The organism is Algoriphagus halophilus (assembly GCF_900129785.1).
GTDB lineage: Bacteria > Bacteroidota > Bacteroidia > Cytophagales > Cyclobacteriaceae > Algoriphagus > Algoriphagus halophilus.
In genome coordinates this window covers 417,331-444,304 of record NZ_FSRC01000003.1, presented here as the reverse complement: position 1 = coordinate 444,304, position 26,974 = coordinate 417,331, and the positions used below count along the sequence as shown (strand labels likewise).

The 26,974-nt window shown below is 38.2% G+C and carries 24 protein-coding genes, 1 tRNA gene and 1 riboswitch; of the genes, 12 read left to right on the top strand and 13 right to left on the bottom strand.

The annotated features are described in order from the left end of the window. Positions 1–35: 35 nt before the first annotated feature. Both apaG and BUR11_RS18620 read left to right on the top strand, forming a co-directional pair. Complete coding sequence (apaG, locus tag BUR11_RS18625; protein WP_074226519.1) at positions 36–422, top strand: Co2+/Mg2+ efflux protein ApaG; 387 nt, start codon at positions 36–38, stop codon at positions 420–422. Further along, complete coding sequence (locus tag BUR11_RS18620) at positions 400–1,203, top strand: O-methyltransferase (protein ID WP_234982199.1); 804 nt, start codon at positions 400–402, stop codon at positions 1,201–1,203. Before apaG ends, BUR11_RS18620 begins: the two co-directional genes overlap by 23 nt. On the opposite strand, the gene BUR11_RS18615 is transcribed toward BUR11_RS18620, so the two are convergent. Beyond that, positions 1,192–1,782 carry a methyltransferase gene (locus BUR11_RS18615; RefSeq protein ID WP_074226518.1) on the bottom strand — a complete coding sequence of 197 codons (591 nt, stop codon included), beginning with the start codon at positions 1,780–1,782 and terminating at the stop codon, positions 1,192–1,194. The genes BUR11_RS18620 and BUR11_RS18615 overlap by 12 nt on opposite strands. Positions 1,783–1,807: 25 nt before the next feature. On the opposite strand from BUR11_RS18615, the gene BUR11_RS18610 reads away from it, so the two are divergent. The 4 genes from BUR11_RS18610 to rplI all read left to right on the top strand — a co-directional run bounded on the left by BUR11_RS18610 (position 1,808) and on the right by rplI (position 3,965). Continuing rightward, a complete protein-coding gene (locus tag BUR11_RS18610) occupies positions 1,808–2,737 on the top strand; it encodes a hypothetical protein (RefSeq protein WP_074226517.1) in 930 nt (309 codons plus the stop codon). A 125-nt stretch (positions 2,738–2,862) separates the two neighbouring features. Beyond that, positions 2,863–3,234, top strand: coding sequence for a 30S ribosomal protein S6 (gene rpsF, locus BUR11_RS18605; RefSeq protein ID WP_074226516.1), 372 nt, complete (start codon positions 2,863–2,865; stop codon positions 3,232–3,234). Beyond that, entirely contained in the window at positions 3,231–3,482 is a 252-nt protein-coding gene (rpsR, locus tag BUR11_RS18600) for a 30S ribosomal protein S18 (RefSeq protein WP_074226515.1), read from the top strand. Before rpsF ends, rpsR begins: the two co-directional genes overlap by 4 nt. Positions 3,483–3,521: 39 nt before the next feature. Continuing rightward, entirely contained in the window at positions 3,522–3,965 is a 444-nt protein-coding gene (gene rplI, locus BUR11_RS18595) for a 50S ribosomal protein L9 (RefSeq protein ID WP_074226514.1), read from the top strand. Positions 3,966–4,022: 57 nt separating this feature from the next. Here the strand turns inward: rplI and BUR11_RS18590 are convergent, their stop codons facing one another. Next, on the bottom strand, positions 4,023–4,268 hold the full coding sequence (locus tag BUR11_RS18590; protein WP_074226513.1) for a hypothetical protein: 246 nt from the start codon (positions 4,266–4,268) through the stop codon (positions 4,023–4,025). A gap of 313 nt (positions 4,269–4,581) precedes the next feature. On the opposite strand from BUR11_RS18590, the gene BUR11_RS18585 reads away from it, so the two are divergent. Next, positions 4,582–4,654: transfer RNA gene (locus tag BUR11_RS18585), tRNA-Gln, on the top strand. A 78-nt stretch (positions 4,655–4,732) separates the two neighbouring features. Here the strand turns inward: BUR11_RS18585 and BUR11_RS18580 are convergent. The 4 genes from BUR11_RS18580 to BUR11_RS18565 all read right to left on the bottom strand — a co-directional run bounded on the left by BUR11_RS18580 (position 4,733) and on the right by BUR11_RS18565 (position 9,407). After that, positions 4,733–5,131, bottom strand: a complete 399-nt coding sequence (locus tag BUR11_RS18580) for a nuclear transport factor 2 family protein (RefSeq protein ID WP_074226512.1) — start codon at positions 5,129–5,131, stop codon at positions 4,733–4,735. A gap of 52 nt (positions 5,132–5,183) precedes the next feature. After that, positions 5,184–5,807, bottom strand: coding sequence for a Crp/Fnr family transcriptional regulator (locus tag BUR11_RS18575; RefSeq protein ID WP_074226511.1), 624 nt, complete (start codon positions 5,805–5,807; stop codon positions 5,184–5,186). A gap of 4 nt (positions 5,808–5,811) precedes the next feature. Continuing rightward, on the bottom strand, positions 5,812–6,537 hold the full coding sequence (locus BUR11_RS18570) for an EcsC family protein (protein ID WP_074226510.1): 726 nt from the start codon (positions 6,535–6,537) through the stop codon (positions 5,812–5,814). 149 nt (positions 6,538–6,686) lie between these two features. After that, a complete protein-coding gene (locus BUR11_RS18565) occupies positions 6,687–9,407 on the bottom strand; it encodes a M14 family metallopeptidase (RefSeq protein ID WP_074226509.1) in 2,721 nt (906 codons plus the stop codon). A 428-nt stretch (positions 9,408–9,835) separates the two neighbouring features. On the opposite strand from BUR11_RS18565, the gene BUR11_RS18560 reads away from it, so the two are divergent. From BUR11_RS18560 to BUR11_RS18545, 4 genes are all read left to right on the top strand, one after another. Next, a complete protein-coding gene (locus BUR11_RS18560) occupies positions 9,836–10,762 on the top strand; it encodes a ribose-phosphate pyrophosphokinase (protein WP_074226508.1) in 927 nt (308 codons plus the stop codon). 27 nt (positions 10,763–10,789) lie between these two features. Continuing rightward, positions 10,790–11,368, top strand: coding sequence for a 50S ribosomal protein L25/general stress protein Ctc (locus BUR11_RS18555; RefSeq protein ID WP_074226507.1), 579 nt, complete (start codon positions 10,790–10,792; stop codon positions 11,366–11,368). An 80-nt stretch (positions 11,369–11,448) separates the two neighbouring features. Continuing rightward, positions 11,449–12,009 (top strand): aminoacyl-tRNA hydrolase, encoded by a 561-nt coding sequence (gene pth, locus BUR11_RS18550; protein ID WP_074226506.1) that lies wholly within the window; start codon positions 11,449–11,451, stop codon positions 12,007–12,009. 58 nt (positions 12,010–12,067) lie between these two features. Continuing rightward, a riboswitch (SAM riboswitch) is annotated at positions 12,068–12,171 on the top strand. A 111-nt stretch (positions 12,172–12,282) separates the two neighbouring features. Further along, positions 12,283–13,455 (top strand): trans-sulfuration enzyme family protein, encoded by a 1,173-nt coding sequence (locus BUR11_RS18545; RefSeq protein WP_074226505.1) that lies wholly within the window; start codon positions 12,283–12,285, stop codon positions 13,453–13,455. A gap of 53 nt (positions 13,456–13,508) precedes the next feature. Here the strand turns inward: BUR11_RS18545 and BUR11_RS18540 are convergent, their stop codons facing one another. The 4 genes from BUR11_RS18540 to BUR11_RS18525 form a co-directional block, all read right to left on the bottom strand. Then, complete coding sequence (locus BUR11_RS18540) at positions 13,509–13,970, bottom strand: CBS domain-containing protein (protein ID WP_074226504.1); 462 nt, start codon at positions 13,968–13,970, stop codon at positions 13,509–13,511. 120 nt (positions 13,971–14,090) lie between these two features. After that, positions 14,091–15,644, bottom strand: coding sequence for an FG-GAP-like repeat-containing protein (locus BUR11_RS18535; protein ID WP_084561065.1), 1,554 nt, complete (start codon positions 15,642–15,644; stop codon positions 14,091–14,093). After that, entirely contained in the window at positions 15,641–16,387 is a 747-nt protein-coding gene (locus tag BUR11_RS18530; RefSeq protein ID WP_074226503.1) for a copper homeostasis protein CutC, read from the bottom strand. Before BUR11_RS18530 ends, BUR11_RS18535 begins: the two co-directional genes overlap by 4 nt. 1 nt (position 16,388) lies before the next feature. Then, on the bottom strand, positions 16,389–17,366 hold the full coding sequence (locus BUR11_RS18525; RefSeq protein WP_074226502.1) for a N(4)-(beta-N-acetylglucosaminyl)-L-asparaginase: 978 nt from the start codon (positions 17,364–17,366) through the stop codon (positions 16,389–16,391). An 89-nt stretch (positions 17,367–17,455) separates the two neighbouring features. Here BUR11_RS18525 and BUR11_RS18520 point away from each other — a divergent pair, with 89 nt between their 5' ends. Next, positions 17,456–18,217 (top strand): creatininase family protein, encoded by a 762-nt coding sequence (locus BUR11_RS18520; protein ID WP_074226501.1) that lies wholly within the window; start codon positions 17,456–17,458, stop codon positions 18,215–18,217. 3 nt (positions 18,218–18,220) lie between these two features. On the opposite strand, the gene BUR11_RS18515 is transcribed toward BUR11_RS18520, so the two are convergent. From BUR11_RS18515 to BUR11_RS18505, 3 genes are all read right to left on the bottom strand, one after another. Then, positions 18,221–21,742: a VCBS repeat-containing protein gene (locus tag BUR11_RS18515; protein ID WP_074226500.1), complete on the bottom strand. Its 3,522-nt coding sequence runs from the start codon at positions 21,740–21,742 to the stop codon at positions 18,221–18,223. Between the two features lie 139 nt (positions 21,743–21,881). Continuing rightward, positions 21,882–23,612 (bottom strand): RagB/SusD family nutrient uptake outer membrane protein, encoded by a 1,731-nt coding sequence (locus BUR11_RS18510; protein ID WP_074226499.1) that lies wholly within the window; start codon positions 23,610–23,612, stop codon positions 21,882–21,884. Between the two features lie 52 nt (positions 23,613–23,664). Then, positions 23,665–26,919, bottom strand: a complete 3,255-nt coding sequence (locus BUR11_RS18505) for a SusC/RagA family TonB-linked outer membrane protein (RefSeq protein WP_074226498.1) — start codon at positions 26,917–26,919, stop codon at positions 23,665–23,667. Between the last annotated feature and the right edge of the window lie 55 nt (positions 26,920–26,974).

The window sequence follows — 26,974 nt, the reverse complement described above, 5'->3', positions numbered from 1 at the left end:
TTGTATCTTTACATTCTTTTTAAAATAAACAAGTTATGGTTACTGCTATCACAGAAGGAATTCATGTCAATGTAGAGGTTACCTATCAAGCGGAATTTTCCAGTCCGCATCAGCACCATTATGTTTTCACCTACAAAGTAACTATTCAAAATAAAAGCCCATATACCGTTCAATTATTAAGAAGGAAATGGGAGATTTATGATGCAGCAGAAACCCTAAAAATCGTGGAAGGTGATGGTGTGGTTGGTCAACAGCCAATACTAGAGACCGGCGAATCTCATAGCTATGTTTCTGGTTGCAACCTGAAATCTGGACTTGGGAAAATGAAAGGCATCTATTTCATGGAAAAATTATTTGATGGCAAAAGCATTGAAGTAGAGGTTCCTGAATTCCAAATGATTGCGAATATCTTCCAGAATTGATTTGATCAATAATTTCTTCTCTTTTTACTCCTTTTTAAGCCATTGGCTCAAAAAAGTAGACGGATACTCCCTACAATCCCCATTTGTATTTCAAGTCTATCAGGATTTACAAAACTACCTGAAAACCCAAATTTCGAGCAACCAACAAATAGAGGCAGTAAGGAAGTACCTACTTTCCTCCTCTCAAAACATTAAAGTCCTAGATCTCGGAGCTGGTTCTAAAAAAGTTAATACCCATCAAAGAAAAGTATCGGACATTACCCGGTATAGCACCAGCTCAAAAAAATATGCATTGCTTTACCAGTATTTTTGCCAGCTAACCCCAGCAAATCAGGTGATTGAATTAGGGACCTGTATGGGGATTACTACTCAATATTTATCAAAAGTTACCAAAGGTCATCTATACACTTTTGAAGGTTCAGAAGAGATCCTACAAATCGCCCGTTCCACTGCCCAACTTACCAATGCTTCCTATATCCTAGGAGACATTTCCACTAAACTTCCAGAGATATTATCAACTCTTGATCAGATAGACTTTGCATTAATAGATGCCAACCATACTTACTATGGTGCCACAAACTACTTTGGATTACTCCTTGAAAAAATCCACAAGGACAGCATCATAGCCATAGGGGATATATATTGGTCAAAGGAAATGAACAAAGCCTGGGATGAAATAAAAAGTCACCCTCAAGTCTTTTTGAGTTTGGATTTTTTTGAATGTGGAATTGTCTTCTTTAATCCCAAATTAAAAAAAGACCACTTCACTTTAGGTATTTGACTTTTGAATTTGAATAAATAATTCAGCGCCTTGCCTTTCTGGAATTGAATTGTAACATGGTTCCATTTTCACTTCCTCAAATTTCTTAGAAAATAAAGATTGATATTCTTTCACGTCCCCACCGAAAGGAGGGCCTGCTTTCTCAAAATGTTGATTAAATAACACGCCTACCAATTTACCTCCCGGCTTCAACAGTTCATACATTTTGTTTACGTATTGAATCCTCAGGGAAGGATCCAATGCACAGAAAAAGGTCTGTTCCAAAATGAGATCATATTGATGATTATGGTAGAAAAAATCCTCATGATGGATATGGGATTCCGGAAATGACGGGAATTTCATTTTAAAGCTTTCAAGAGGATGCAAAGAAAAATCCAATAAATGGATGTCTTTAAAGCCATTTTGAAAGGCATAAGCAGCTTCTAGCCCATTCCCAGCCCCTGGAATCAGAATTTCAACCTCCTTATTTACAATTTGGTCTAAATATTGCACAAGTGGATAAGAAGGGTATCCAATATCCCAGCCAGTAGTACCGGTTAAATAACGCTGAGACCAATAATTTTCGTCTAGGTAAGCCATAAAATAAGTCCTATTTCAATTTATTATGAGCACTAATTTCGAATCAGAATCCACAGAAAAGAAAGACCAAGGTAAAAATATTATCATCATTGTTTTGGTGCTTTTAGTCATCATCAGTGGGATAAAGCTTTATACTGATTACGTGGATAGAAGCAAAAAGACTGAGGAGATACTATTATTATCTACAGAAAACAACGAATTGAATAAACGGTTGGATTCAGTCACTTATCAATTGGATCTTCGAATCCAAGAAATTGAAAAATTAGGTGGGAATGTGAAAGCACTGGAAGAAGTAAGAGATCAATTGATTGCAGAAAGAAACACTTCAAGACAAAGAAGTGCGAATGAAATTGCCGTTTTAAATGAAAAAATCAGAAGCTACAGCGGATTGATCGAAGAGAAAGACCAAGAAATCTTAGAGCTTCGTGCAATGAATCAACAACTCTATGCCGAAAACCAAGATTTAAAGACTACTCAAGCTGAAATTGAAGAAGAGGTAGCTCAATTGAATATTCAAAAAGAAGACTTACAGGCCAAAGTGAATATTGCCGCCATGCTTAAAGCAGAAAATATCAATATTGCAGCGGTAAATTCAAGGGGTAAAGAACGGGTCGAGACTACCAAGGATTTCAGAAATAGGCAAATTGAACGCATCAAAGTAAGCTTTAACCTTGCTGACAATCAGGTAGCAGAAAAAGGCCCCAGAAATGTTTACGTCCAGATATTGGCCCCTAACTCCCAACCTATTTTCGATGTAGCCAAAGGATCAGGAACATTCATGATGGACGGTGTCGAAGAATTTTACACTGTCAGACAGGACATCATTTTTGACAATACAGAGCAGGAATTGACCTTTTACTATGAAAAAGGTTCGGATTATAATTCAGGCACTCACGAAGTCAGGATTTTTGTTGACAACTACCAAATAGGATCAAAAACATTCTCAGTTAAATAAAAATCGCCTCTACCAAGAGGCTTTTTTATTTTTATACTTTTTCATCTCTACATACACTTGGAAAACAGCATGATTTATCCTACTTTTGCGGTCTGTTTATTCAAATTCCTTAAACACATTTAAAAATGTTCCAAAGAAATTACGAGACGGTATTCATTTTAACTCCCGTTTTGTCTGATGTTCAGATGAAGGATACCGTAGACAAGTTTGTGAACTTGCTAAAAGAAGAGGGAGCAGATGTTATTAATGTGGAAAACTGGGGTCTAAAGAAGATGGCTTATGCTATTGACAAGAAGACTACAGGTTTTTATGTTTTGGTTGAGTTCAAGGCCGATCCAACTATCATCAGCAAATTCGAGCTAGAATTTAGAAGAGATGAAAAAGTGATGAGATTCTTGACTACTGTTTTGGAAAAGCATGGTATTGCTTATGCCGAAAGAAGAAGAAAAGGAGAGTTTAACAAAAAATCTGAAGCTAAGGAGGAGCAAGCCAAATGACATTAGTAAACGAGCCAATCAATAGAGGCGAAATCAGAAAAAAATACTGCCGTTTTAAGAAGCATGGAATCAAGTACATTGATTACAAAGATCCTAACTTCTTGTTGAAATTTGTGAACGAGCAAGGTAAAATTCTTCCTAGAAGACTTACTGGTAACTCTGCAAAGTATCAGAAGAAAGTGGCTAATGCCATCAAAAAAGCAAGACATTTGGCTTTGTTGCCATTCGTAACCGATGGGTTGAAATAATTCGGTCTTGTATCGTCCAATCACAAAAGATCATTACAAATGGAAATCATTCTAAAAACAGACATCAAAGGTCTTGGCTATAAAAATGACTTGGTTGAAGTAAAGCCTGGTTACGGTAGAAACTATCTTATCCCTCAGGGATACGCAGTTCTAGCTACAGGATCAAACAAGAAAATCCTTGCCGAGAACATCAAGCAAGCTGCTCACAAAGCAGAAAAAATTAAAACTGAAGCTGAGAACATCGCTGAGAAACTACAAGCATTGACGCTTGAAATCAAAGCGAAAATCGGTGAATCAGGTAAAATTTTCGGAAAAGTGACTACTCTTCAAATTGCAGACGCTTTAGCTGCAAACGGAATCGACATCGACAGAAAGAAAATCTCTATCAATGTACCAGTTGATGGTGCAGGAGAATTTGCTGCAGAAGTTGATCTTCACAGAGAAGTGAAAACTGACGTGAAATTTGTGGTAGTAGGCGAATAAGCTTATTCCCTATTGATAAAAAAGAAAAGCTCACCAAATGGTGAGCTTTTCTTTTTATTAGCTTAGAGACTTTTCGAAATCTTCTAGTAACTTTTTAGATACAGCTCTACTATTAGTTTCCCTTGCTTCTTTCAAGAGCTCAATAGCCTTCTGAGACTTTTCTATTACTCCCTCAGGATTATGATCATACTTAAAACTTCCCCAGCACCAAGTAAGCTCTGCTGCTAATGAGTCTCCGATTTTTAATTTTTCTAGCTTCTGAACAACTTCAGGAATTGTTTTTTCAAGTTTTTGAATTTGCATTATTAGTAATTTTTGGTTGGATAGATTTTTATATTCGCATCAAAAAAGAATATTAATTTTCAAATAAACAATACTTATAGAAGTTTTTTAACATTTCTATAATATAAACAAAATGAAGTTTACATATAAAACAGCCATTTAAACCTCTAATAATAGGCAGGAAGCTCTCCTACCAACCAAAATTTTTACCCCTGACTTCAAGAGGGTTAAGCAATAAATCAAAAAATCTTTTTTACACTTCTTGGAAAAAAAGAATTGAAAATCTACCTTTGTGACACTTTAAGAGACACCCACAAGGAGTATCAATTAAAACTGGTCTATGGTGTAACTGGCAACACGTCTGATTTTGGTTCAGAAGAGTCTAGGTTCGAGCCCTAGTAGACCAACAAAAGCCCTAATTCGAAAGATTTAGGGCTTTTTTCATTTTGGAGGAATTAAATCTCAGGAAACCCTAAAGAATTAGCCTACCTACCATTCGTGATGAAAAAATCATTCACTGCTTTTTGATCACCTGGAAAATTGTGAACTTCTTTTATTTTCCCTCCTTGTATCTTCCATAATAAGCAGGACATGACCTCGAACCTTTTCCCATTGAAATCAGTCCAATTTTGATGGCAATCCACGACAAATGATTCATTTACCCCTAAAACAAGGTTTGCAGCCTGAAATTGATAATATTCCATTTCTTTGAAGTAATCCAGAACTTCCTCTACCCCTTTCTTTAAACCACTTAAAGGATGCTCTCCTGGTATATTCCAAGTTATTTCTGAGTCCAAAATATTTCCCAAAGCCTCCATGTCTTTTTGATTATAAGCAATGAAGAAAGATTGAATCAATTCAAGATTTTTATGTTGCTTTTCCATTAGGATTTTGTTTATGTGAACACAATCCTAAGAATTAGAAAATCTGAAAAAATTAAGATTGGTCAATTGGTGGCAATTCTTTTCTCTTATTGAGGACTTTACTTAGATGTTCTTGACTTACCCCTAAAAAACTAGCAATTCTCTTCTGGGAAAGCCTTGATACAAGCAAAGGATTGTTTTGATAAAAAGCTCCAACCTTTTCTTCCAAATTGGATGACATGTCGGCCAGAACCCTCTCTTGCATTTTAATGCTATTATTTTCACTAAGCTTTGCAATGTATCGTTCAAAAACGAGGGAATTTTCGAGCAGATACAAAAAATCAGGTCTTGAAATTTTCAACACACACGTTGGCTCTAATGAAATCAAAGACTTATCCGTTGGTAATTCATGTTTGAAGCTTTTAAAATCTCCAGCCCACCAGTTCTCATGAGGAAATGACAGGGTAAACTCTTTTCCAGATTCATCCATGTAAGAGTGCTGAAGTAATCCTTTTACGACGAAGTACTCAAATTTGCACATTCCTCCCGGAGCCTGAAGAAAAACCTTTGAATTAATATTCTCCGAAGTAAAATGGGCAGATATCATTTCAAAATCACTCACCGCCATCTTTAAGAAAGTGCTGATATGAGATTCCAATATTTCAAGACATGCGTTTTCTGCGATCATCTCTCCCATCTGTCTAATTATATGATTTCAAAATTCTTAATCTAAATGCATTCATAGCAGTTTTACCTAGCTGCTCCGTTAGTTTATAATTGGCGATGGCCCCTACCCCAGCACCAACCAGAGGAACTAACTGAGCCAATTTGGCCAGGTCTATATAATCCCGATAATCCAACTGAAAGGTTTTCCAGTCAAACTCATTTAAATCCTTTGGTAGAGTATCCTTGTAATTATCCCAGTCCTCAATCAACCCTATTAAATCATTCCTCCTTTGTTGAGATGAAAAGCTCAATTGAAACACATAAAGTAAAAAAAGGCGCTCTTGAAAATCTTTGGTATCAAACCCATAAATAGACGCGATATCGAAGAGCATTTTCATTTTGATAGTAAGAAATGCTGGAAAATCCGCAAACCCGAGTAATATTCCTCCAGCTCCTGTGATAGCCCCCTCCACTGAGGCCGTATTTCTATACCATTTTATTCTACTCCTAACCTTGGACTCCCTTTCTTTCAGGCTTAATTCATTTTTAATTTTTGGACGAATTAAGGTTGAACCAGAAATAACGAGCTTTACCATATTTTCAATCGCCGTGGTAATCACTCGATGAACTTTATCAGGAATCCAGTTATTTACTTTCTTTTGCACCCCATGTGTGATTTTACCAAACAAACCCGACTTCTTTTTCATTTTAAAAAGCCAAAGCCCTAATTCGGCATTCACATATTCCATGTAAATATCCATTCAGTTCTATTTTTTTTATACTAAAAGGGGAACTCAGGATCATCTGTCAACTCCTCCTACTCCCTTTACTAAAAATCACTCCGCTAAGTTTAATAAAAAAAAGCTGCCCCAAAAGGACAGCTTTTAAAACTTAACGCCTGATTATATTGCTATTTATATAATCCATTAAATAAAAGTTTGAAGGTACCATGAGATTGAGCTCTAAAGGTAATCTCAGGACCAAAAGCAAACAGTTTTCCTTTACCTATCTGTGCCTCAAATGCAGTCACCCCATTTTTCAGATAGGATTGTCCCCAAGCCCATCCACTTCTCAATGGTTCCTCTTCTCCAAACCAAGCAATAGGCTTCACTCCCATTTTTGCAGCATTTGGAGCCAACTTGAACACGGGACTTCGATTGAACATGATATAAGCGGTTTCTCCCATTCCATAATTCGCTGGAGAATTTGTATCTATATTCATCTCCAATACAGAACCAGGAATGTAATATTTTTCACCACTTAGGGAAATAGCCTTTCCATTAGGGCCAATTTCCGTTAACGCATCCTCCACAGGAAGGTCCAAGTGATAAGCCAAATCCGTCGCGCTACCTACCGCAATTACTTTTCCGCCATTGGAAATAAACTCCTTTAGCTGAGGAATAGACTTGCTAGTGGAAATCCCCCCAAGCATATGACGATACTCTTCAGGAACATCTTCTGCATCAGGTTGTCTTCTACTGTATCCTCTGGAATTCTGACTAGGGATTCCTGGACCTATAAATAATAGAACGTCATATTTATCATTTAAATTGCCATTATCAATTTCTTGAGGGAAAACTAATTCAAATGGGAAATGAAATTGTTCCATCATCCATCTTACCCAACCGGAAGGCATAGAGCCTCCGTAATAATCAAAAAGACCAATTCTTGCGGGCTTGATTTCAGTTGCTCCTGAGGGTTGCTTCGTGGCAATAGGATACACACCATATTCACTTGCAGCTTTTTCAAGGACTTTTTTACCAGCTCCCCCTACGTAAAATGAGCCCGCAGGCAACCCATTTACCGGAGAAGTAGTTCTGTATACTTTGACTTTCGCTTGAAGCAAGTCATTTACAGCCATAAAGCTATTATTTCCTCTTGCATCGAGCAGGTATCCTGAGCCATTGACCAAATCTTTTGACTCCGGAGTCAATAATTCACCATACGGCATTCGCTCAAAAGGCCCGTCAAAATCATCCATGATTCGATCTACCTCAGAACCCATTTGGTAAGCTAAAGTCCAACCTGCAGCATCATAAGGTCTAATAGGAGGTCCTCCTGGGTACAAGAAATCATTCGGATGGTCTTGAGGCTCGAACATGTCAATCACATGAGGTCTAAAAGCCTGATCCGTCTTCACAATGTAGGATCCCGCCGGATAAGACTTCCCATTTACTGTGAAATCTGCCGTCGCTTTATGAACTAAAATCCCTGACTTTATCAATGCATTCAAGAATTTAATCGCAGTTGGGAAATCTGGCTGATCTGCAGACAAAATATAACCTCTTGGGTCTCTTCTGTCAGGGTCTTGGTAAACGGAGTCATAAAACTGTTTTGGGATTCCAGATCTAAAGCCAAAATAAACTGCATCCTCATCTTCCTCAGATTTTTTCTTTTGGGAAGCTTGAAATGCATCCTGTACGGCTTTGGCATATTTTGGATACATGGTCCAGTTGTCCTTGCTCCCCTTTTCAATTGAATTCCTACCCATCAAATAGATGTTGTAAAGCAATTCGTCTCCATGTCTTACTGCATGGTTTAGGATGGCATAGTTGAGAGATACAGAGTAGTCGATGGATCTTCTAAAGTGCCAATCTTGTGGAGCCACTGGGTAAGGAGTACCATTATTAGGAATTAATCTATCCGGAACCAATGGAACAGAAGAAGGGGTCGGACTACCAATAATTTCAGTCAAAATCCCGATGATGTTATGATAGTAAGGAGTAGTTCTTAGGCCTCCATTCCACCAAGTTGAAAAAACTGAACCGTCTAATCTGGTATAACCTGGTTTATCTTCTTGATGTAATCTATTGATCATGGCAGCCCCTACTCCATCTAAACTGGTAATAATTAGCGGATCAAAAACATGGTTGAAGGGATCTCTATAAGGAGGTCCTGCCACTACTGTCCCTGCTGGTCCAGATTGGTGGTGATTGTAAATAATCTGAGGGATCCATTCTACATATTGTTGAAGTGACATATTTGCCGCCTCACTCATATTATTCATGTAAAAATCCCTGTTATTATCATGCCCAACATATTTCTGATAAAGGATGGGAATATTCTGATTTCTTTTTTCGGGGTCTTCCTCACTCATGTACCAATCAGAAACAATCTCCATTCCGTCAGGATTGGCATGAACCAAAAGGATAATAACATTATCCAAAATCTTCATGGTCTCCTCATCAGTTCTGGAAGCCAATTGATACAACGTTTCGATTAATTGATGGGGACCTACCACTTCCGTAGAATGAAGACCTCCATCAATCCAAACTACTGGTTTTCCTTCAATTACCAGGCTCTCTGCCTCTTCTTTGGTTATTTCAGCACGAGCAAGGGTTTGGGAAATTTCCTTATATCGATCTAATTTTTCGAAATTGGCGGGAGCAGTTACGATCATCATGGGATGGGATCTTCCATACTCCGTTTTTCCTATCTCTACCAATTTTACTCGGTCACTGGCATCAGCAACTTTTTTAAAATATTCTTCTGATTGAGAGAAGGTGGCTAGCTTATAATCATCACCAATATCAAACCCAAAATGAGATTTAGGTGTTGGGATGGATTGAGCAAAAAGTCCAAATGACCAAATGCTCAATAGTAATGTAAAGAGCGTAAAACGTTTTTTCATGTGATAATTTTTGGTTGATGGTTGATTAAACCATTTCTAAAATACTATGAAAAAAAAAGGTTTGCATTCCACTTACATACTTTCTGTCTTTTTTTACAGGATCGGAACTATACGTCAATGAAGTTTAATTGAAATAGAAAAATTTCAAATTTTTAAAATAAATCATCGATTTTCAGATCGAAACAAGACCAAAAATTAAGTTTTATTTGGAATGATAAACATGGGCAAACGGAGGGTTGTACAAGAGACCCTTCAGAAATCAGGTCCCTAAAGTCTATTTCATCTTGATTAAAGAATGAAAATTCCAATCAAATAAAGTCTTTGCAAACATATATTTTGAATGAATTCCATTTGATTTAGCCTTACCATCAATTTTTACTATTTTTGCCTCTGAAACCTTTCTTTCTTCTCCGAATAAACCACCGAATATGTCCGAAGTCAAAATCTTCTCAGGCGGAAACAGCCTTGTTTTAGCAGAAAAAATAGCAAAAAACTACGGTAAAAAACTTGGCGATCTAACCATGTCAAAATTCAGCGATGGGGAAATGTCTCCAAGCTTTGATGAGTCAATTCGAGGATGCACTGTGTTTTTAATCCAGAGCACGAACCCACCAAGTGACAATCTTTTGGAACTTTGCCTAATGATAGATGCTGCTAAGCGAGCAAGTGCTTATAAGGTATGTGCTGTTATTCCTTACTTTGGATATGCCAGACAAGATAGAAAAGACCGTCCAAGGGTTTCCATTGCAGCGAAAGCAATTGCCAATATGATTACCTCAGCAGGAGCAGACAGGATTATGACTTGCGACCTACATGCTGGACAAATTCAAGGTTTTTTTGACCTACCTTTGGATCACTTGAATGGATCAGCTATCTTTGTGCCCTATTTGAGCGGACTCAGCTTAAACAACATGATTTTCGCGGCACCAGATGTCGGGGGAGTTGCAAGAGCAAGAGCCTATGCTAAGCACTTTGAAGTGGAAATGGTAGTCTGTGATAAGCACAGAAAAAGAGCCAATGAAATTGCTTCAATGCAGGTAATCGGGGATGTTGAAGGGAAAGACGTGATTTTAGTGGATGATTTGGTGGATACTGCCGGAACCTTGTGCAAAGCAGCTCAAATCATCATGGAAAAAGGAGCTACTTCCGTAAGAGCCATAGTAACTCATGGCGTTCTTTCTGGAAAGGCTTATGAAAATATTGAAAATTCAGTTTTGGAAGAATTGGTGATCACAGACACCATCCCTTTAAAACAAAAATCTTCAAAAATTAAAGTATTGACAGTAGCAGACTTATTTGCCAAAGCTATACATGCGGTAACGGGTCACACTTCTATCAGTTCTTTATTCATTTAAGAACCAATTTTATTAAATATATATCTTATGAAAACACTTGAGATTATAGGGTTTAAAAGAGCAAATCTCGACAGTGCCTCTCTAAATGAAATCAGAGAAAGCGGCAATGTTCCCTGTGTAGTTTATGGACCAGGTATTCCTGAGCAAATCCACTTCTCTTCTCCAATCATTTTGTTTAGAGATTTGATTTACACTCCAGAAGTACATTTAGTAGAATTGAACATTGAAGGAACAATCGTAAAGGCTGTTTTGAAAGATGCGCAATTCCACCCAGTAAGTGAAACTTTGCTTCATGCAGATTTCATGGCTTATACTGAAGACAAGCCAATCAAATTTGAAATTCCTGTAAAAGTTGTTGGTAACTCTCCAGGTATCGCAAAAGGTGGTAAGCTTGAATTCAAAACAAGAAAGCTTAAAGTAAAAGGATTGGCATCTCAACTTCCTGATTTTATCGAAGCAGATATTTCAAACCTTGATTTAGGTAAATCTTTCAAAGTAGCTGAATTATCAGCTGATGGATTCGAAATCCTAACTAGCCCTAATGTTTCTCTTGTTACGATCGGTATTCCAAGAGCACTTAGAGGAAAGAAAACTGAAGAAGCTTAATCTTCATAGCATCAACACAGAAATCCTGCCCTTTAAAACGGGCAGGATTTTTTATTTTTACGCATTGATCAACCCCTCTTATGAAATACCTCATTGTAGGCTTGGGAAATATCGGGCCTGAATACGAATTGACTCGACATAATATTGGTTTTCTTACTGTAGATCGGCTCGCAGACAAAGAATCCATTTCTTGGGAAAGTAATCGACTTGCCTTTAAATCAGAATTTAAATACAAAGGAAGGTCCATCCACTTGATCAAGCCTACTACCTATATGAACCTCAGTGGGAAAGCCATGAACTACTGGATGAAGGAACTGAATATCCCCAAAGAAAATGTCTTGGTTCTGGTTGATGATGTAGCCATTCCTTTTGGAAGTCTTCGAATGAAACCAAAGGGTAGTGCTGCCGGGCATAATGGCCTGAAAAATATTGAAGCACTGACTGGGGGACAAAACTACCCCCGATTGAGAATGGGTATTGGGGATGATTATCCAAAAGGAAGGCAGGTCGATTATGTGTTAGGCAAGTTTACGCAAGATGAATTTATAGAACTTCCTCTCATCATGGATAAAGCCATCGAGATGATATTGTCATTTTGTACGATAGGAATCGAACGAACGATGAATCAATACAATAATTAAATCAATAGATTTGGAAATACCCGAAACACGGGTTTACTTTGTATCACTTCAGGCAACTGATTTATAAAGAAGAGGCGAGAGAATAGGCTCATTGACCCTCTGGCAACCATCCCCCTTGGGCGGAAAGGTGCCAAGTCCTACCCTTAGCGGGAACTATAAATTGGCTTTAAAAACAAAAATCCCCTTTTTAGTTCGATTTGACCGCTTTTGGTTTGACTTTCTCAAACTAACTAGAGCCTATCTATGTCATACCAATAAATAAGGCATTCCGTGATGAGCAAGCATTTTGAAACTAATTCCATCCGAATCACTCCGTCGAAATCGAATCAAAAGGAGCATTCAGCTCCGATTTACCTTACTTCCAGCTTTACATTTGAATCTGCCGAAGAAGCAAGAGCTACCTTTTCTGAAGAGATACAGGGTAATATTTATTCAAGATATGCCAATCCCAATTCAAGCGATCTAATTGAGAAAATCTGTGCAGCAGAAGGTACTGAGATGGGTATTGCCACAGCATCTGGAATGGCAGCCATGTTTGGAAGTATTGCTTCTTTATTACAACAGGGAGATCATGTCCTAGCATCAAGATCTTTGTTCGGGTCTACGCACCAATTGTTAACTCGAGTATTTCCTAAATGGGGCATCACCTCAACTTATGGGGATATTTCTGATATTGACAACTGGGAAAAGTTAGTGCAGCCTAACACCAAAATGCTTTTTATTGAGACTCCGTCCAACCCTGGACTGGAAATTATTGATTTGGAATGGGCGGGCAACTTCGCCAAGGTACATAATCTGATATTGGTAGTGGACAATTGTTTTGCTACTCCTTATTTACAACAACCCGCTAAATGGGGCGCACATATTGTCACCCATAGTGCCACGAAATATATTGATGGTCAGGGAAGAGTGCTTGGAGGCTTGATTCTTGGAACCGCAGAATTAATGAAGGAAGTGCAGTTTTTCACCAGACATACTGGGCCTGCTATTTCCCCATTTAATGCTTGGATACTTTCCAAAAGTATGGAAACCCTGGGGGTGAGAATGGACAGACATTGCGAAAACGCTTTAAAGACTGCCCAGTATTTTGAAGGGAATTCAGAATTAGAAAACGTAAAATATCCTTTCTTAAAATCACATCCCCAACATCATTTGGCCATCAAACAAATGAAACATGGTGGAGGCATTATTACTTTGACCGTAAAAGGTGGAGAAGAGCGTGCAAGGAAATTTATTGATCATCTTCAAATGATTTCAATTACTGCCAATCTAGGGGATAGTAGAAGTATTATTACTCACCCGGCTTCTACTACCCATAGCAAATTATCGGTAGAAGAACGGGCAAGAGTCGGGATTTCTGATGGACTCGTAAGACTATCCGTAGGACTAGAACATGTGGATGATATTATTGAAGATGTAGAGAGAGCCTTGCACTTATCCAAATAAAAAATCAAAATGAAAGCGCCCCCATAAGTATTATATGGGGGCGCTTTCTATTTCTACCAGGTTGTTTGTTTGAGTTTAGGAAAAGCCCTTATGACATCACTTAAACTTATTTGACCAATTAACACTCCATCTTTCAATACTGGAAATCTCCTGATTTTTAGTTCCAAAAACTTTTGTGCAGCATCAAAAAGCGATAATTCCTGACCTAAGGTAATCACATCGGTACTCATATGCTCTTTCACTTTACCAGGGAATTTTGGAGTATTGGTATACTTGCCTTTTATTATTTCTTTTAAACAATCCACCTCTGAAATAATTCCAATCAAAGCACCTGATTCGTCTACAACAGGGGCACCGGAGATTTTCCTTTTAGTCAAAACGTCCAACACCTTGTCAATGGTATCATCCGGATGAAAAGTGACCAAATTGGTACTCATATGATCTTTTACTAAAATTTGGGTTGCAGGAGATTTTTTGGGCTCCACCATTCTTACTCCTTGGAAACTCTTTACCATAGATGAAATAATTTTAAGGTGAAAAATAATTTACTGAAAAATTAGCATTTATCAAAACAGAAATCACTAATCCTTATATATTCAATAAATTGATAATATATTTACACTTAAAACAAAATATTATTTCTTTTGATTTTTAAAAACCACAATAGGAGACCATGCCTCCTGAGGTTGTTTATATAAATCATCAAATTCAAAAACTCCCACCACCAAATCAAGGTCACCATCGGCATCTAAATCCCCTTTGGTCATTGTAAGCCAATGTGAATCCTCTTCAATTACTGGTGAATAAGCTTGAAAATCCATCTTCTCATTCTGTTGAAAATAAAGTAGGTTTTGTTTTGGGCTTTGATTTTGATCTGGAAAAAATGAGAGTACAAAAAAATCTTGATCTCCATCTTGATCAAAATCATCTATTTCAAGGCCACTCGCCCCATGCATGGGATAAAACCAAGAAGGTTCAAAATCTAAATCACCTTGGTTTAAAAAGATTCTCACTCCATGAAAGCTTTTCAAAACCTGAGATAGATCCGCATTATCCCCATTGACCAAAATAAGATCCTTTAGGCCGTCTTGGTTAACATCCAGAAATTGGAAATCACTTGATCCAAATGCTGGATGAAATCTTAATAAGATCTTTTCTCTAAATTCTCCCTCCCCTTGATTTAAGAAAGCAAAAAAACCTTCATTTGCTTGTGTCATTAAAACTAGAATATCCAAATCACCATCATCATCCAAATCCTCAATGACTACCCTCCTAGCTCCTGGAGAATTTTTCAATACCTGTTTCTCCCAATGATCCCCATTCGATAGATACAAACTTAACTCTCCAACATGATTCCCAAACTCGCAGACTACTTTATCCAGTATCCCATCTCCATTAAAATCTGCATATTCCAGATTGACTGGTCTTTTCAGGTTTTCCAAAACGGGCTTACTTTTCCAATCTTGTCCTGATTTATAAAATTCATTTACAACCCCAGAGGAATCATTAGAGGGATCCATCACCCCCATGGTCAACAATTCAAATGAATTGGAGCTCTTATCCCAATGAATATCTATTGGAGCGGTATCTGTCGCGATAGAATCCAAGATTTGAAAATTACGACTTGGATCTAGCACAAAAATCGATTTGAAACGATGTCCCAACCAAAGTTTACCAGAACTAGGTTCCACTCTCAAAAGTGTAACTAAATCAGGGTAAAAGTTTGTGAATTTAGGCCGGACTATTTCGAAACCAGGAACCCCTAAATTGATGGAGGCCTTATCAGCTTGTGGGTTGGGAATATCTGGCGCATTGTCTAAATAATAGGTCTTGAGTTTTTCCCAATTATCTTTATTTATAAAAGGAATATCAGAATAAATCCCTTTTGGCACATCCATATCAATGGGCATGATAGTACCAAAATCCTCTTCTAAATAAAGCCCCATCCTTTTCCTCATATCTGGCAGAACTTTGTCTTTCCATGTAGATTTGTCTAAAATCTGAGGCTCTGGCTTTAGATGACAAGTTGCACAATATGCATTTGCTAATTGCTCTCCATTCAAATTTAAGTCTTCGGAGGCTAGCTGCTCAAGCGTTGGCGGAGGTTGTTTTCGCTCAGAAATCGGCTTACAGAAAACCGCTCCTAGCAGAATCAGTGAATAAATGGCTATTAAACGGAAAGAATTCATATAGATTCGATCGCATCTAAAAATTGGGATACAGTTTCTTGATCTACCCTTAAATCTTTCAGGAAAGCTTCTGGGTCATCAGAAAAAGAAACATCTGGATTGACATAGTTGTTTGGGCTTTTTTTCCAGGTTTTACATGAAGCGTGGATATCTGTTAAATGGCCAGTTTTAGATAAAACCGAAACATGTTCAGGCTTAGTTCCTCCACCAGGCATGATGGAAATTCCTCCATTTGCCTTATTAATTAAGGCAAGAATCACATCCAACCCCTCAGTTACTGAGTTTTTACCGCCTGAAGTAAGTATTCTTTGAAACCCCAAGCTCTTAATTATTTCAAGTGCTTCAAATTGATCTGACAATGCATCAAATGCCCTATGGAAAGTACAAGGCCTACCTGAGGCAGTCCGGATTAATGTTTCACAAGCAGCAACATTTACACTCCCTTCATTGGTTAGAACACCAAATACAAACCCATCAGCCCCCAACTCCCCAAGCAATTCAATATCCCTTTTCATAACCATTAGCTCCTTTTGTGTATAAGCAAAATTACCTCCACTAGGCCTAATCATTACAAAAACCGGGATATCCACTTCAGATTTTAGAAACTTGAGCATGCCCGCACTTGGTGTTTCTCCACCTTCTGGAAAATTAGAACATAATTCAAGTCTATTTACTCCATAAGTTGCTGCCTCCAAAGCAGCTTCTACACTAAATACGGGAGCTTCAAGTGTTATTTTCGCCATCTTAAAAGTAGCTTTTTGAATCTATCAATGCATTGGAGCTTAAAGTACCTTGAGCGAAATTAAATCCTGGATGAATTGCATAAGCTCCTACTTGTCCTTCTTTATTGATCGCTAGGAATCCCGCCTGAACATCTTTGATGTTTTTGCTTTTAGAAACAAGTCTTCTGACAGCCTCCTCACAAGCTTCTTGTGGAGTCCTACCTTGTCTCATCAGCTCAACGATTAAGAAACTTCCACATACTCTGATAATAGTTTCTCCAAGTCCGGTAGCGGTGGCAGCTCCAACCTCATTATCCACGTATAATCCTGCTCCGATAATTGGGCTATCTCCCACTCTCCCGTGCATCTTATAAGCAAGTCCACTTGTGGTACAACTTCCGGCCATTTGACCATTTTTATCAATTCCAATCATACCAATGGTATCATGGTTTTCAATATTGATCACCGGCTTGTATTTACTGGTTACCTTCCATTTTTCATAGGCCTCCTTAGCCTTTGGGCTAAGCTCCTCTTTTTCTATTGGAAATCCTTCCGAAATAGCTAACTGTCTAGCCCCTTCACCTACGATCATGACATGTGGAGTCTTCTCCATAACCACCCTGGCTAATGAAATTGGGTGTTTCACCTGGCGAACAAACGCCACTGATCCACAAGAACCATCTCCAGTCATGATAGAGGCATCCAAAGTGGTAATCCCCTCTCTATCTGGTAATCCTTGTAGACCGACAGAAAGGTTATCCATATCTAATTCGGTATCCATTACCCCAGCTTCCACTGCATCTAGGATACTTCCTGTTTCTTTTAATTTTGAAATAGCAGCAGCATTGGCAGGCAAGCCATGATTCCAAGTTGATAATATCAATGGTTTTTCACCTATTAATTCTTTTTTGGAGGAATTGGCAAACGCACCTGAAATCCCTGGAACTAAAATCGCAGAACCTAAAATGGACTTCTTAATAAACTTTCTTCTTTCAGACATAAAACTTAATTTCGAATGAGGCTTCAAATTATCAAAATTGCCTTTAAAAATGTGAACCTTCTGTCAATTCATTGCTAAAACCCCTCAAAATGAGACCATATATTTTAAAAGAAGCAAGTTGGAAAAATTTAAAATCCGATCGATTTGAACTAGCTGTTCTTCCATGGGGAGCTACCGAAGCTCATAATTATCACTTGCCTTATGGTACAGACATTTACGAGGCCGATGGAGTTGCTGAGGAAAGCGGAAGAAAAGCCTGGGAAAAAGGAGCCAAGGTAATGGTTTTACCTACCATCCCTTTCGGAGTGAATACTGGTCAGTCTGACATCTACTTAGACATGAATCTTAATCCTAGTACTCAACTTGCCATTTTAAGAGATTTGATCACTGTTCTAGACAGGCAGGGAGTGAAAAAGCTCTTGATCGTAAATAGTCATGGTGGCAATGATTTTAAAACCATGCTCAGAGAATTAGGACTTAGTTTTCCCGACATGCTATTATTCACTTGCAATTGGTTTCAAGCATTGGATAAAACCAAATATTTTGAAGAAAAGGGAGATCACGCTGATGAAATGGAAACTTCCTTGATCATGCACCTTCAACCTCATTTAGTTTCTCCTCTAAATGAGGCAGGTAATGGAGCGGAAAAAAAATCAGTGATTTCCGGATTGAGAGAAAAATGGGCTTGGGCCGAACGGAAATGGTCTGAAGTAACGGAGGATACTGGAATTGGAAATCCAAAAAAAGCCTCCCCAGAAAAAGGAAGGCTTTATTTCGAAGATGTCACCAACAAAGTAGCTGAGTTAATCGTAGAGATCTGCGAGGTTCAACCGGACAAACTTTACAAATAATCATTAATCCAGGGAGTTAAGATCAATTATTTCCATTTCACCTTGGTAGTCTATGGTCTTAATTCCCTTTGTACCATTTGGAATGGCTATTTCACGAGTAGATTGAGAAAGAAAACCAGAACCAAAGGTGGTTTCTATTCTTTGTGTCTTTCCGTTTTCTAGTTCTAACAATACTGCCATGACCCCTAATCCAGGACTGAAACTTTTCCCTTTCGGACTTTGGGTTTTAAATACTTTTAAATCACTTCTATTCTGAGAGGCAACAAGCAGTGGAGAGCCTTGAGCAGAAGGTATTTTCACTAAAGCTTTTCCATCTCCAGGCACCAAAAATCCACTTTCCAAAACTTTCATTGGCTCAAAATCACCCTGCCCATTTCCCTTAAGAATTAAGCCAATATGGGCATCAAGTTTCCCGATAAAAATTTCATTTCCATAATCATTACCAATTAAGGCAACATCCAAATTCCCATCCTGATCAAAATCTTCAGAAACAACTCCATTAACCGGTCCTACCTGAGCAATTCTAGGCAATGCTTTTAACTTAAACTGCCCGTTTCCTAAGTTTTCAACATATGCCGAATTATCATAATTACCAGTTAAGATCAACGCTCCTTCTTTCTCTTCGGGAGTAAATAGATCTTCTTCTGTACTTAAAGCATAAGTTTTGTAACGCTCGTATTTCTTTCTAAACAGGGTGCTTTGACCATATAAATCTCCCCAGAAATGACTTGGATACGATTTATAATTACCTTCTCGATCTTTATAGTAAGCAAAAGTCACTGGGTCAACACTTCCATTTTTATCAAAGTCTTTTGCATAGACTTTAACTGGCATCTCTTCACTCGGGTGATGCGGGTTATTTGCACCCAAATTCCCCACTATAAAATCTGTATCTCCATCTTGATCAAAATCTCCGGTAGATATGGAGTTCCACCAACCCAAATAGTCCTCTAATCCCGAACTTTCCAATTTGGTAAACTCTCCATTAGTATTTTTGAATATGGTGATCGCCATTAATTCTCCAACTACCACCAGGTCTACTTGACCATCTGAATCAATATCGGACCAAACTGCATCAGTCACCATTCCTATTTCTCTTAGACCAGGCGCTAAATTTTCCGTCACATCTTCCAGACTTCCATTGTTGTTTTTTAATAAAAAACTCTTTTCAGGCATTGGATATTGGGAAACTGGAGCTCTTCCACCTACAAACAAATCCAAGAAACCGTCTCCATCGAAATCAGCCGCTCTGACTGTGGATCCACTTGCTTTTACAGAAGAAAAATTCTTGTCAAGTGTAAATCCACCACGCCCATCATTTAGATATAATCGATCCCCATATTCCGCAGATTCAGGCAAAAACTCATTACTTCCACTTACTAAATATAAATCCAAATCTGAATCGTTGTCGATGTCTACCAGCAACATACCCATTTCTTCAAAGACTGGATTTTCTCCCTTCAATATATCCACCTCTTCAAACTCACCACTTTGATTTTGAAAATAAGCTTTTGGAAAATAGCCACTTGCAGATCCAACCAACAAATCTTCGATCCCATCTCCATTGATATCTCCCACTGCCAAACTAGGACCATATTGTGTCAGTTTATGAGGAATGGTCCGCTGAATATAAAAATCTACTTTATCCTCCTCTTGATGCGTATAGTTTATCCCTAATGACGCTGAAACTTCAGAAAATAAAGTTGGTCCAGCATGATAGTTCAGAATTGCCCTATTTGCTTTCCCATTGGAAGCATTCTTATAATCCAAAGTAATAACCTGATTTCCGGATACATTAGAAAGAGATTCCAATTTACCGTCAGGCCAAATAATCGTTAACTTTTCTACCTCAGGATTAGCCCCAAGACCAAAATGCAATATCGGATCAATGGAGGACATATATCCTCTTACAACTTGTTGTTCTTGGTATAAAGTAGTGCCGTCTTTCAACTCAAGCGTTAATTTTGACCCTAATCCTTGAGGATTTGCAGCAGTTCCATTTAATTGAATCCGTAGGTAATTCCCTTTTTCTTTTTCTTCTGAAAGTTTATTTTCAAAAACAAAGGCTGGATCATTGATATTATTAACCACATAATCCAGATCCCCGTCCAAATCAAAATCAACTAAGGCAGCACCGTTTGAAAATGAAGGTTTACTCAAACCCCATTCAGCTCCTGTGTCTTCAAATTCCAAATTGCCCACATTTCTAAACGCATAATTGGGAATTTTGACAATAGGAATGGAATCCAATAATTGCCTCGTAGTAGCAATACTTCCTACATCTGCACGATAATTTGCAAAATCCTTATCAGTAATATCTCTTGGAAATCCATTGGTGACGAGCAGATCTCTCATCCCATCGTTATCCACATCACCGAACAAAGGCGCCCAACTCCAGTCTGTCTGATATACTCCAGCCATCATTCCAATTTCACTAAAAGGCATGTCGGGTCCATTATTCATATGTAACATATTTCTTACATACTGGTATTCGTAACCCCATTGCTCGTTGTTGATGTAAGTCTGATATACATTATTTCCGATGGTAGTTTTCTTTCTATAATTCCCCTCCCCCAACATGTCTAAAGTGAAAATATCAGGCAATCCATCATTATTAAAATCAGCGATATCTGATCCCATAGAGAATTGACTTTGATGTCTTAAAGCCTGGCTGATTTTATTTGAAAATGTACCATCTTGGTTATTGATATAAAGAATGTCATTAGTGACGTAGTCATTACTAACATGTATATCGGGCCATCCATCATTGTTGATATCAGCAATCAACAACCCTAAACCAAAGCCTTCAATAGTGATCCCTACTTCTAGCGTTACATTGGTAAACGTCCCATCTCCATTATTTCTATAGAATGCATCATTATTAATAGCACTTCCATCTACAATTTTCTCTTTATAATTACTTGGGGTAACTCTGCTTTGCTCATTGTTGAGAACATACAAATCCAAATCACCATCTAGATCATAATCAATAAAAGCTGCCCCCATTCCATTACCACTATCAGCAATACCATATTGGGAAGCCATTTCCTTGAAGACTACTTTTCCGTTCGCATCAACTCCTTGATTTACAAAAAGTAAATTATTGCGTTCTTCTTCACCTTTCATCATGGCAGCAGCCACATAAAGATCCATCAAACCATCTTGATTGATATCAACAGCAGTAGTTCCGGTACACCACCTGTTAGCAGCTTCAATGCCTGCCTCAGAAGAAACGTCTTTAAATTTAAACCCTCCTTGATTTAAAAAAAGCTTATTAGGCACTTGATTTCCAGTAAAAAAAACATCTGGATATCCATTATTATCAAAATCTGCGATGGCTAATCCTCCACCATTAAATATGTATTCATCGGTGAGAATGTTAAAGGAGTCTGTTTCTACAATATTGTTTGCAAAGTCAATTCCGGTAGATTCCGGAGACTTTAATTCAAATAAACTTGACTCTTTTTGACAGGAGCTTACCAAGATTAGTAAGGCTCCCAAAAAGAGAAAATACTGGGATTTCATAATGGATAAAATTGGGTATGATTGGCTTCAAATTAGCATTTTTGGTAGATATGAGAAAAAATAAAAGTGATTATGTAGTTAAAAAAACAAAAAGAGAAGGCCAAAGACCTTCTCTTTTTAATTATTTCCAAATCTAGGTTTAGAAACCTGGATTTTGTATCAAAATATCAGATCCAACCAAATCTATTTGATCTTGTGGAATTGGAACATACTTGAATTTTTCAGAATAGGATGCACCACCCAAAGCAGCAGCTAATAGCTTACCATCCAAAGCGAAGTAGAAATCAAGTTCTTCTTTCGCAATATTCCATCTTACAAGATCATAGAATCTATGACCTTCCATTCCAAGTTCAAGCATTCTTTCCATTCTAACCGCTCTTCTAGCTAGATCAGCATCAGACCATGGAGAATCATAAGTGCTAATCTGATAGTTAGCTGCCATATCTCCATTTTCTCTCATAAGCTTAGAATTAATTGCTCTAGTTCTTACTCTATTTACATATTCACGAGCTTTCTCTAATCCACCAGTCTCTATCTCAGCTTCAGCAGCCATCAATAGAACATCAGCAAATCGAATGATCATGAAGTTGATACCAGTATAACCTGGAGTCCAAGAACTATTATCTTGATAAGATCCTTCTTCAGCTTTTTGGTAAACATACTTCTTAGGAGAATATGGTCCACCGTTTGGTTGATTTCTGATCCAAGCAGCACCTGGATGATCTTGCCAATCAAGATAAGGAATACCTCTTCTACCTACTGTATGATCCAATCTTGGATCAAGAGGACCTGCATCTGGAGTGAATGGGTCAGCTGATACCAATCCCATATCGTTTTTAACCTGATTAGCAGGATCATTGTATGTTTTATCTAGCAAAGGCAAACCATTGCTTGTTCTAAATGCATTTACGAAAGTAAAGCTTGGCTGGAAGAATCCACAACAGTTACCTGGACCAGAAGGACCAGTATTGTAAGGGAAGTTCAAGTCAAACTCAGGGTTTGCATTCAATACAGAACCAGTACCAGCAGCTGCTTGATAAGCCCAAACAGACTCTTGGTGGTTATCATTTGCACCTCTGAACATATCGTCATAATAATCTACTAGACCATACTTCAAACCATTACTTGTAACACCATTCGCGATAACATCATCAAACATTGATTTTGCTTCAGAGAATTTGTTTTGATACAAGTATACTTTACCTAAATAAGCTTTAGCAGCCCAAGAGTTAACTCTACCCACTTGAGATTGAGTTGCAGGCAAATTATCAACAGCATACTTAAGATCAGCCTCAATAAAAGGCCATAGATCTTGATTGTTACTGATATCTTCTAAGCCACTTCCATAATCTACTGTCTCGTCAACATAAGGAGTATTGTTATAATCCCTTTTCAACTCAAAGTAAAAATGTGCTCTTAAGAAACGAGCCTGAGAAGATATTCTAATTTTATCTGCATCAGTCACATCTTCTTGCGCACTTTCAAGAAGTCTCAAAACGTTATTTGCACGGGCAATACCCTCGTAACAAACGTTCCATTTAGAACCCATATCACCACCCGCAGCATTATTTTCGAAACGCTGGATAGGGTTGATTGTGGTAAAATCACCAGGGTCAGTACCCTTATTAGCTTCACCACCTCTAATACTTCCCCAAACCCAATTGGATGGAGAACCTAATCTATTTCCCCGACCATTGACTTGAGAATAAGCAGCTATCAAAGAGGCATCAATACCTCCAAGTGATGTTAACTGCGCTTCTGCAAGTAAACCTGTCGGCGGCACATCTAGAAAATCATCGCTACAGCTAACTGCCACCATCATGACTGCTGAGGACAAAAGTGCTCCGATTTTTAATTTATAATTCTTCATTTTTTTTAATCAATTATATTGTCTATAACTCGATTCTGATTCTTTTGTTCTCTTAGAAGCTAAGATTGATACCAAAAGTATAACCACGTGTAACTGGGTAGTTACCAACGTCAATACCGAAGCTCAAATCCGCATCTCCACCTACAGCTGGATCCAATCCTGAATATCCAGAGATAGTAAATAAGTTGTTTGCAGATGCAAAAACTCTAACTCTTTCCATTCTCCATCTTTCCAATAAAGAAGCTGGAAGCGTATAACCTAAGCTTACGTTCTGTAATCTTAAGTAAGAACCGTCTTCTACGTAGAATGAATTAGCTACGTTAGAAGTAGAGAAGTTTGAAGTCTTTTCTACTACAGGAATTTCAGCATCCAAATTCTCAGGAGTCCAAGCATCTTTCAAACGCTCAGAAATTGCAGCTCCTTCAAATGTCTGGAAGAAATCAGTAAACCACTTAGACTGATTCCAAATCTCATTACCAATAGAAGTATAGAAATATGCAGAAAGATCAAGTCCTTTGTAACCAACAGTGAAGTTCACACCACCTGTAAAATCAGGAACTGGATTTCCAAGAACTACACGGTCAGCAGGAGTGATTGTACCATCACCATCAGCATCTCTAAACTTAAATCTACCTGGTGCAGCACCATCTTGTACAGCATGGTTAGCTACATCTTCAGCATTTCTGAATAAACCTTCTACATCATAACCAAAGAAAGTAGACAATGGCTCACCCACCTGGTTTCTGATAGGAGTAATTCCACGATATGCTGGGTTTACAGAAGTAATGATTTCCAATCCAGGAGCTAGAGAAACAATCTCGTTTTTCAACGTACTTCCTGTTACTGTCAACTCATAAGTGAAATCACTTGTGAGGTTACCTCTGGTAGACACAAATAAATCCAAACCTCTGTTCAGCATCTGACCGATGTTTACAGCTGGAGGAGCGGCATTAGAACCTGCAGTCAATGGGATAGGTACAGTAAAGAGCAAGTCTTTGGTATCCTTTTTCCACCAATCAAAAATCACGTCTAAACGACCATTGAAGAATGTACCATCAAAACCAATGTTTTGAGTTACAGCAGTCTCCCACTGTGCATTAGGGTTACCAATTCTAGTTCTTCTGAAACCAATTAAGGCAGAACTGTTGGAACCATTAACGTCATAAGAAGATGCACCAACAGTACCTCCGAATAGAGAGTATTGGTTATTAGGGTCTACGTTATTGGAGTTACCCATTTGACCCCAACCACCACGAATCTTCAAGTCATCAATCCATGTAGCACTCTGAAGGAATGGTTCGGAAGATAATCTCCACGCAGCAGAGAATGCTGGGAACACACCATATCTTGAGTTAGAACCAAATCTTGAAGATCCATCTCGTCTAACAACCGCACTTACTAAATACTTGTCATTGAAGGTATAATTCACTCTACCGAAGTAAGAGTTAAAGTTTACTCCTTTAAATAAATCAGAGTTAACCTGTCTTGATGACACTGGAAGGTTTGAAATATTAATGAAGTCAGGATCTCTTGAGAATGGATTCTGTCCACTTGCACTCATATTTCTACCAGCACCGGTATTTAACGCTTCTTGACCAGCAATCACATCAAATGCATGCTTTCCAAATGTATGTTTCCAAGATAGCGTGTTTGTGAAAGTCCATCCGAATACGAAACCTGCACCTTCATTGTATCCAAAAGCAGAGTTGTTTTCAGAGTTTTCATATTGTAGTCTTGAATAACCCCAGAAATAATAGTTGTTATACTGACCACCCATAGATGTTCTGAAAGTCAAATCATCAAGGATATCGTATTCTGCATAAACGTTACCGAAGATATTGGCATTGAAGTTTCTATTGTCTTTTTGACCATCTCTGTTAGCTACAGGGTTTCTTGGGTTATTAAAACCTCTTGCTGCAGTACCACCATATCCACCAAATTCATCATAAACTGGGATAATGGAAGGCATTCTGAAGGCCTGAAGAATATCATTTTCATCATCAGAAACACCTCTACCGCCTGTTCCACCTTGCTGGCCTAACACCTGACGATAAGTAGCCTGGAAGTTCTCACCAATTCTGAATCTTTTGGTCACATCAAATTCAGAGTTAGCTCTTAAGGAATATCTCTTGAAACTATTACCGATCATGATACCAGCTTGATCTTGGTAACCGAAACCGATGTAGAATCTTGAAGTCTCAGAACCACCATTCAAACCAATGGAATGTCTGTTCAATGGAGCATTTCTAGTCAAAGCATCATACCAATCAGTACCTTCACCTGTAGCAGCTCTCACCACTTGATAAACTGGACCTTTGGTAGGATCAATGTTATACTTGGCTCTTTCTTCTTCTAATTGTGCCGCTGTAAAAGGTCCAGGAACACCTGAAGCTCCTCCTACATTAATATAATATGGCAAAACTGGGGAAGTTCCAGAACCAAATTGAGGATGTCCATAAGCTGGATCTCTTCCATCAATGATTGCTTGGTTCGTTTCAGCCAACCAAGTGTATTCTGCGAAATCTTGAGGATTCATCATATCCAATCCTTTGCCTGGTGTAGTAACACCGAACATACCGTTGTAATCAACTCGGATTTTCTGATTTCCTCTTCTTCCTCTTTTAGTAGTATAAATAATTACACCGTTTGCAGCACGCGCACCATAAATGGAAGCAGCAGCAGCATCTTTCAATACAGTAGTTGAAGCAATGTCATCTGGATTCAAGAAGTCGGTAGAACCTACAGGAACTCCATCCACTACATAAAGTGGCTCATTACCACCAAATGCTCCAAAACCTCTAACACGAATAATGGAAGAAGTACCTGGCTGACCGTTTGTAATTACTGTAACACCAGAAACACGACCCTGAAGAGTCTGTTCTACGTTACCTGTTGGAATTATTGTCAAATCTTTAGGATCCACTGTGGCAATCGCACCAGTGGTTTCTCTTCTGCTGTCAATTGTATAACCAGTTACTACAAGTTCAGAAAGTGTAGTTTCATCTGGATTTAATTTGACATCAATTATACTTCTATTGCCTACTAACTGCTCTACTGAGCCGTAACCAATAAAAGAAAAGACCAATACAGCTTGATCATTAGGGACATTGAGGGAGAATTTCCCGTCAATATCAGTGGCAGTACCTGTAGTGGTTCCCTTCACAAGAACTGAAACTCCTGGAAGTCCTACATCATACTCGTCCAACACTGTTCCAGTCACGGTTTTTTGTGCAAATGTTGCCGCACTGGAAAGAACTAAGAGCAAAAATAAGGCGCTTAGACTTTTGTAAACATTTTTCATAAACATAGATAGATTGGGTAACAAGATTAATTGTAAATGCTTGTTTTCAATTGTTAATGCA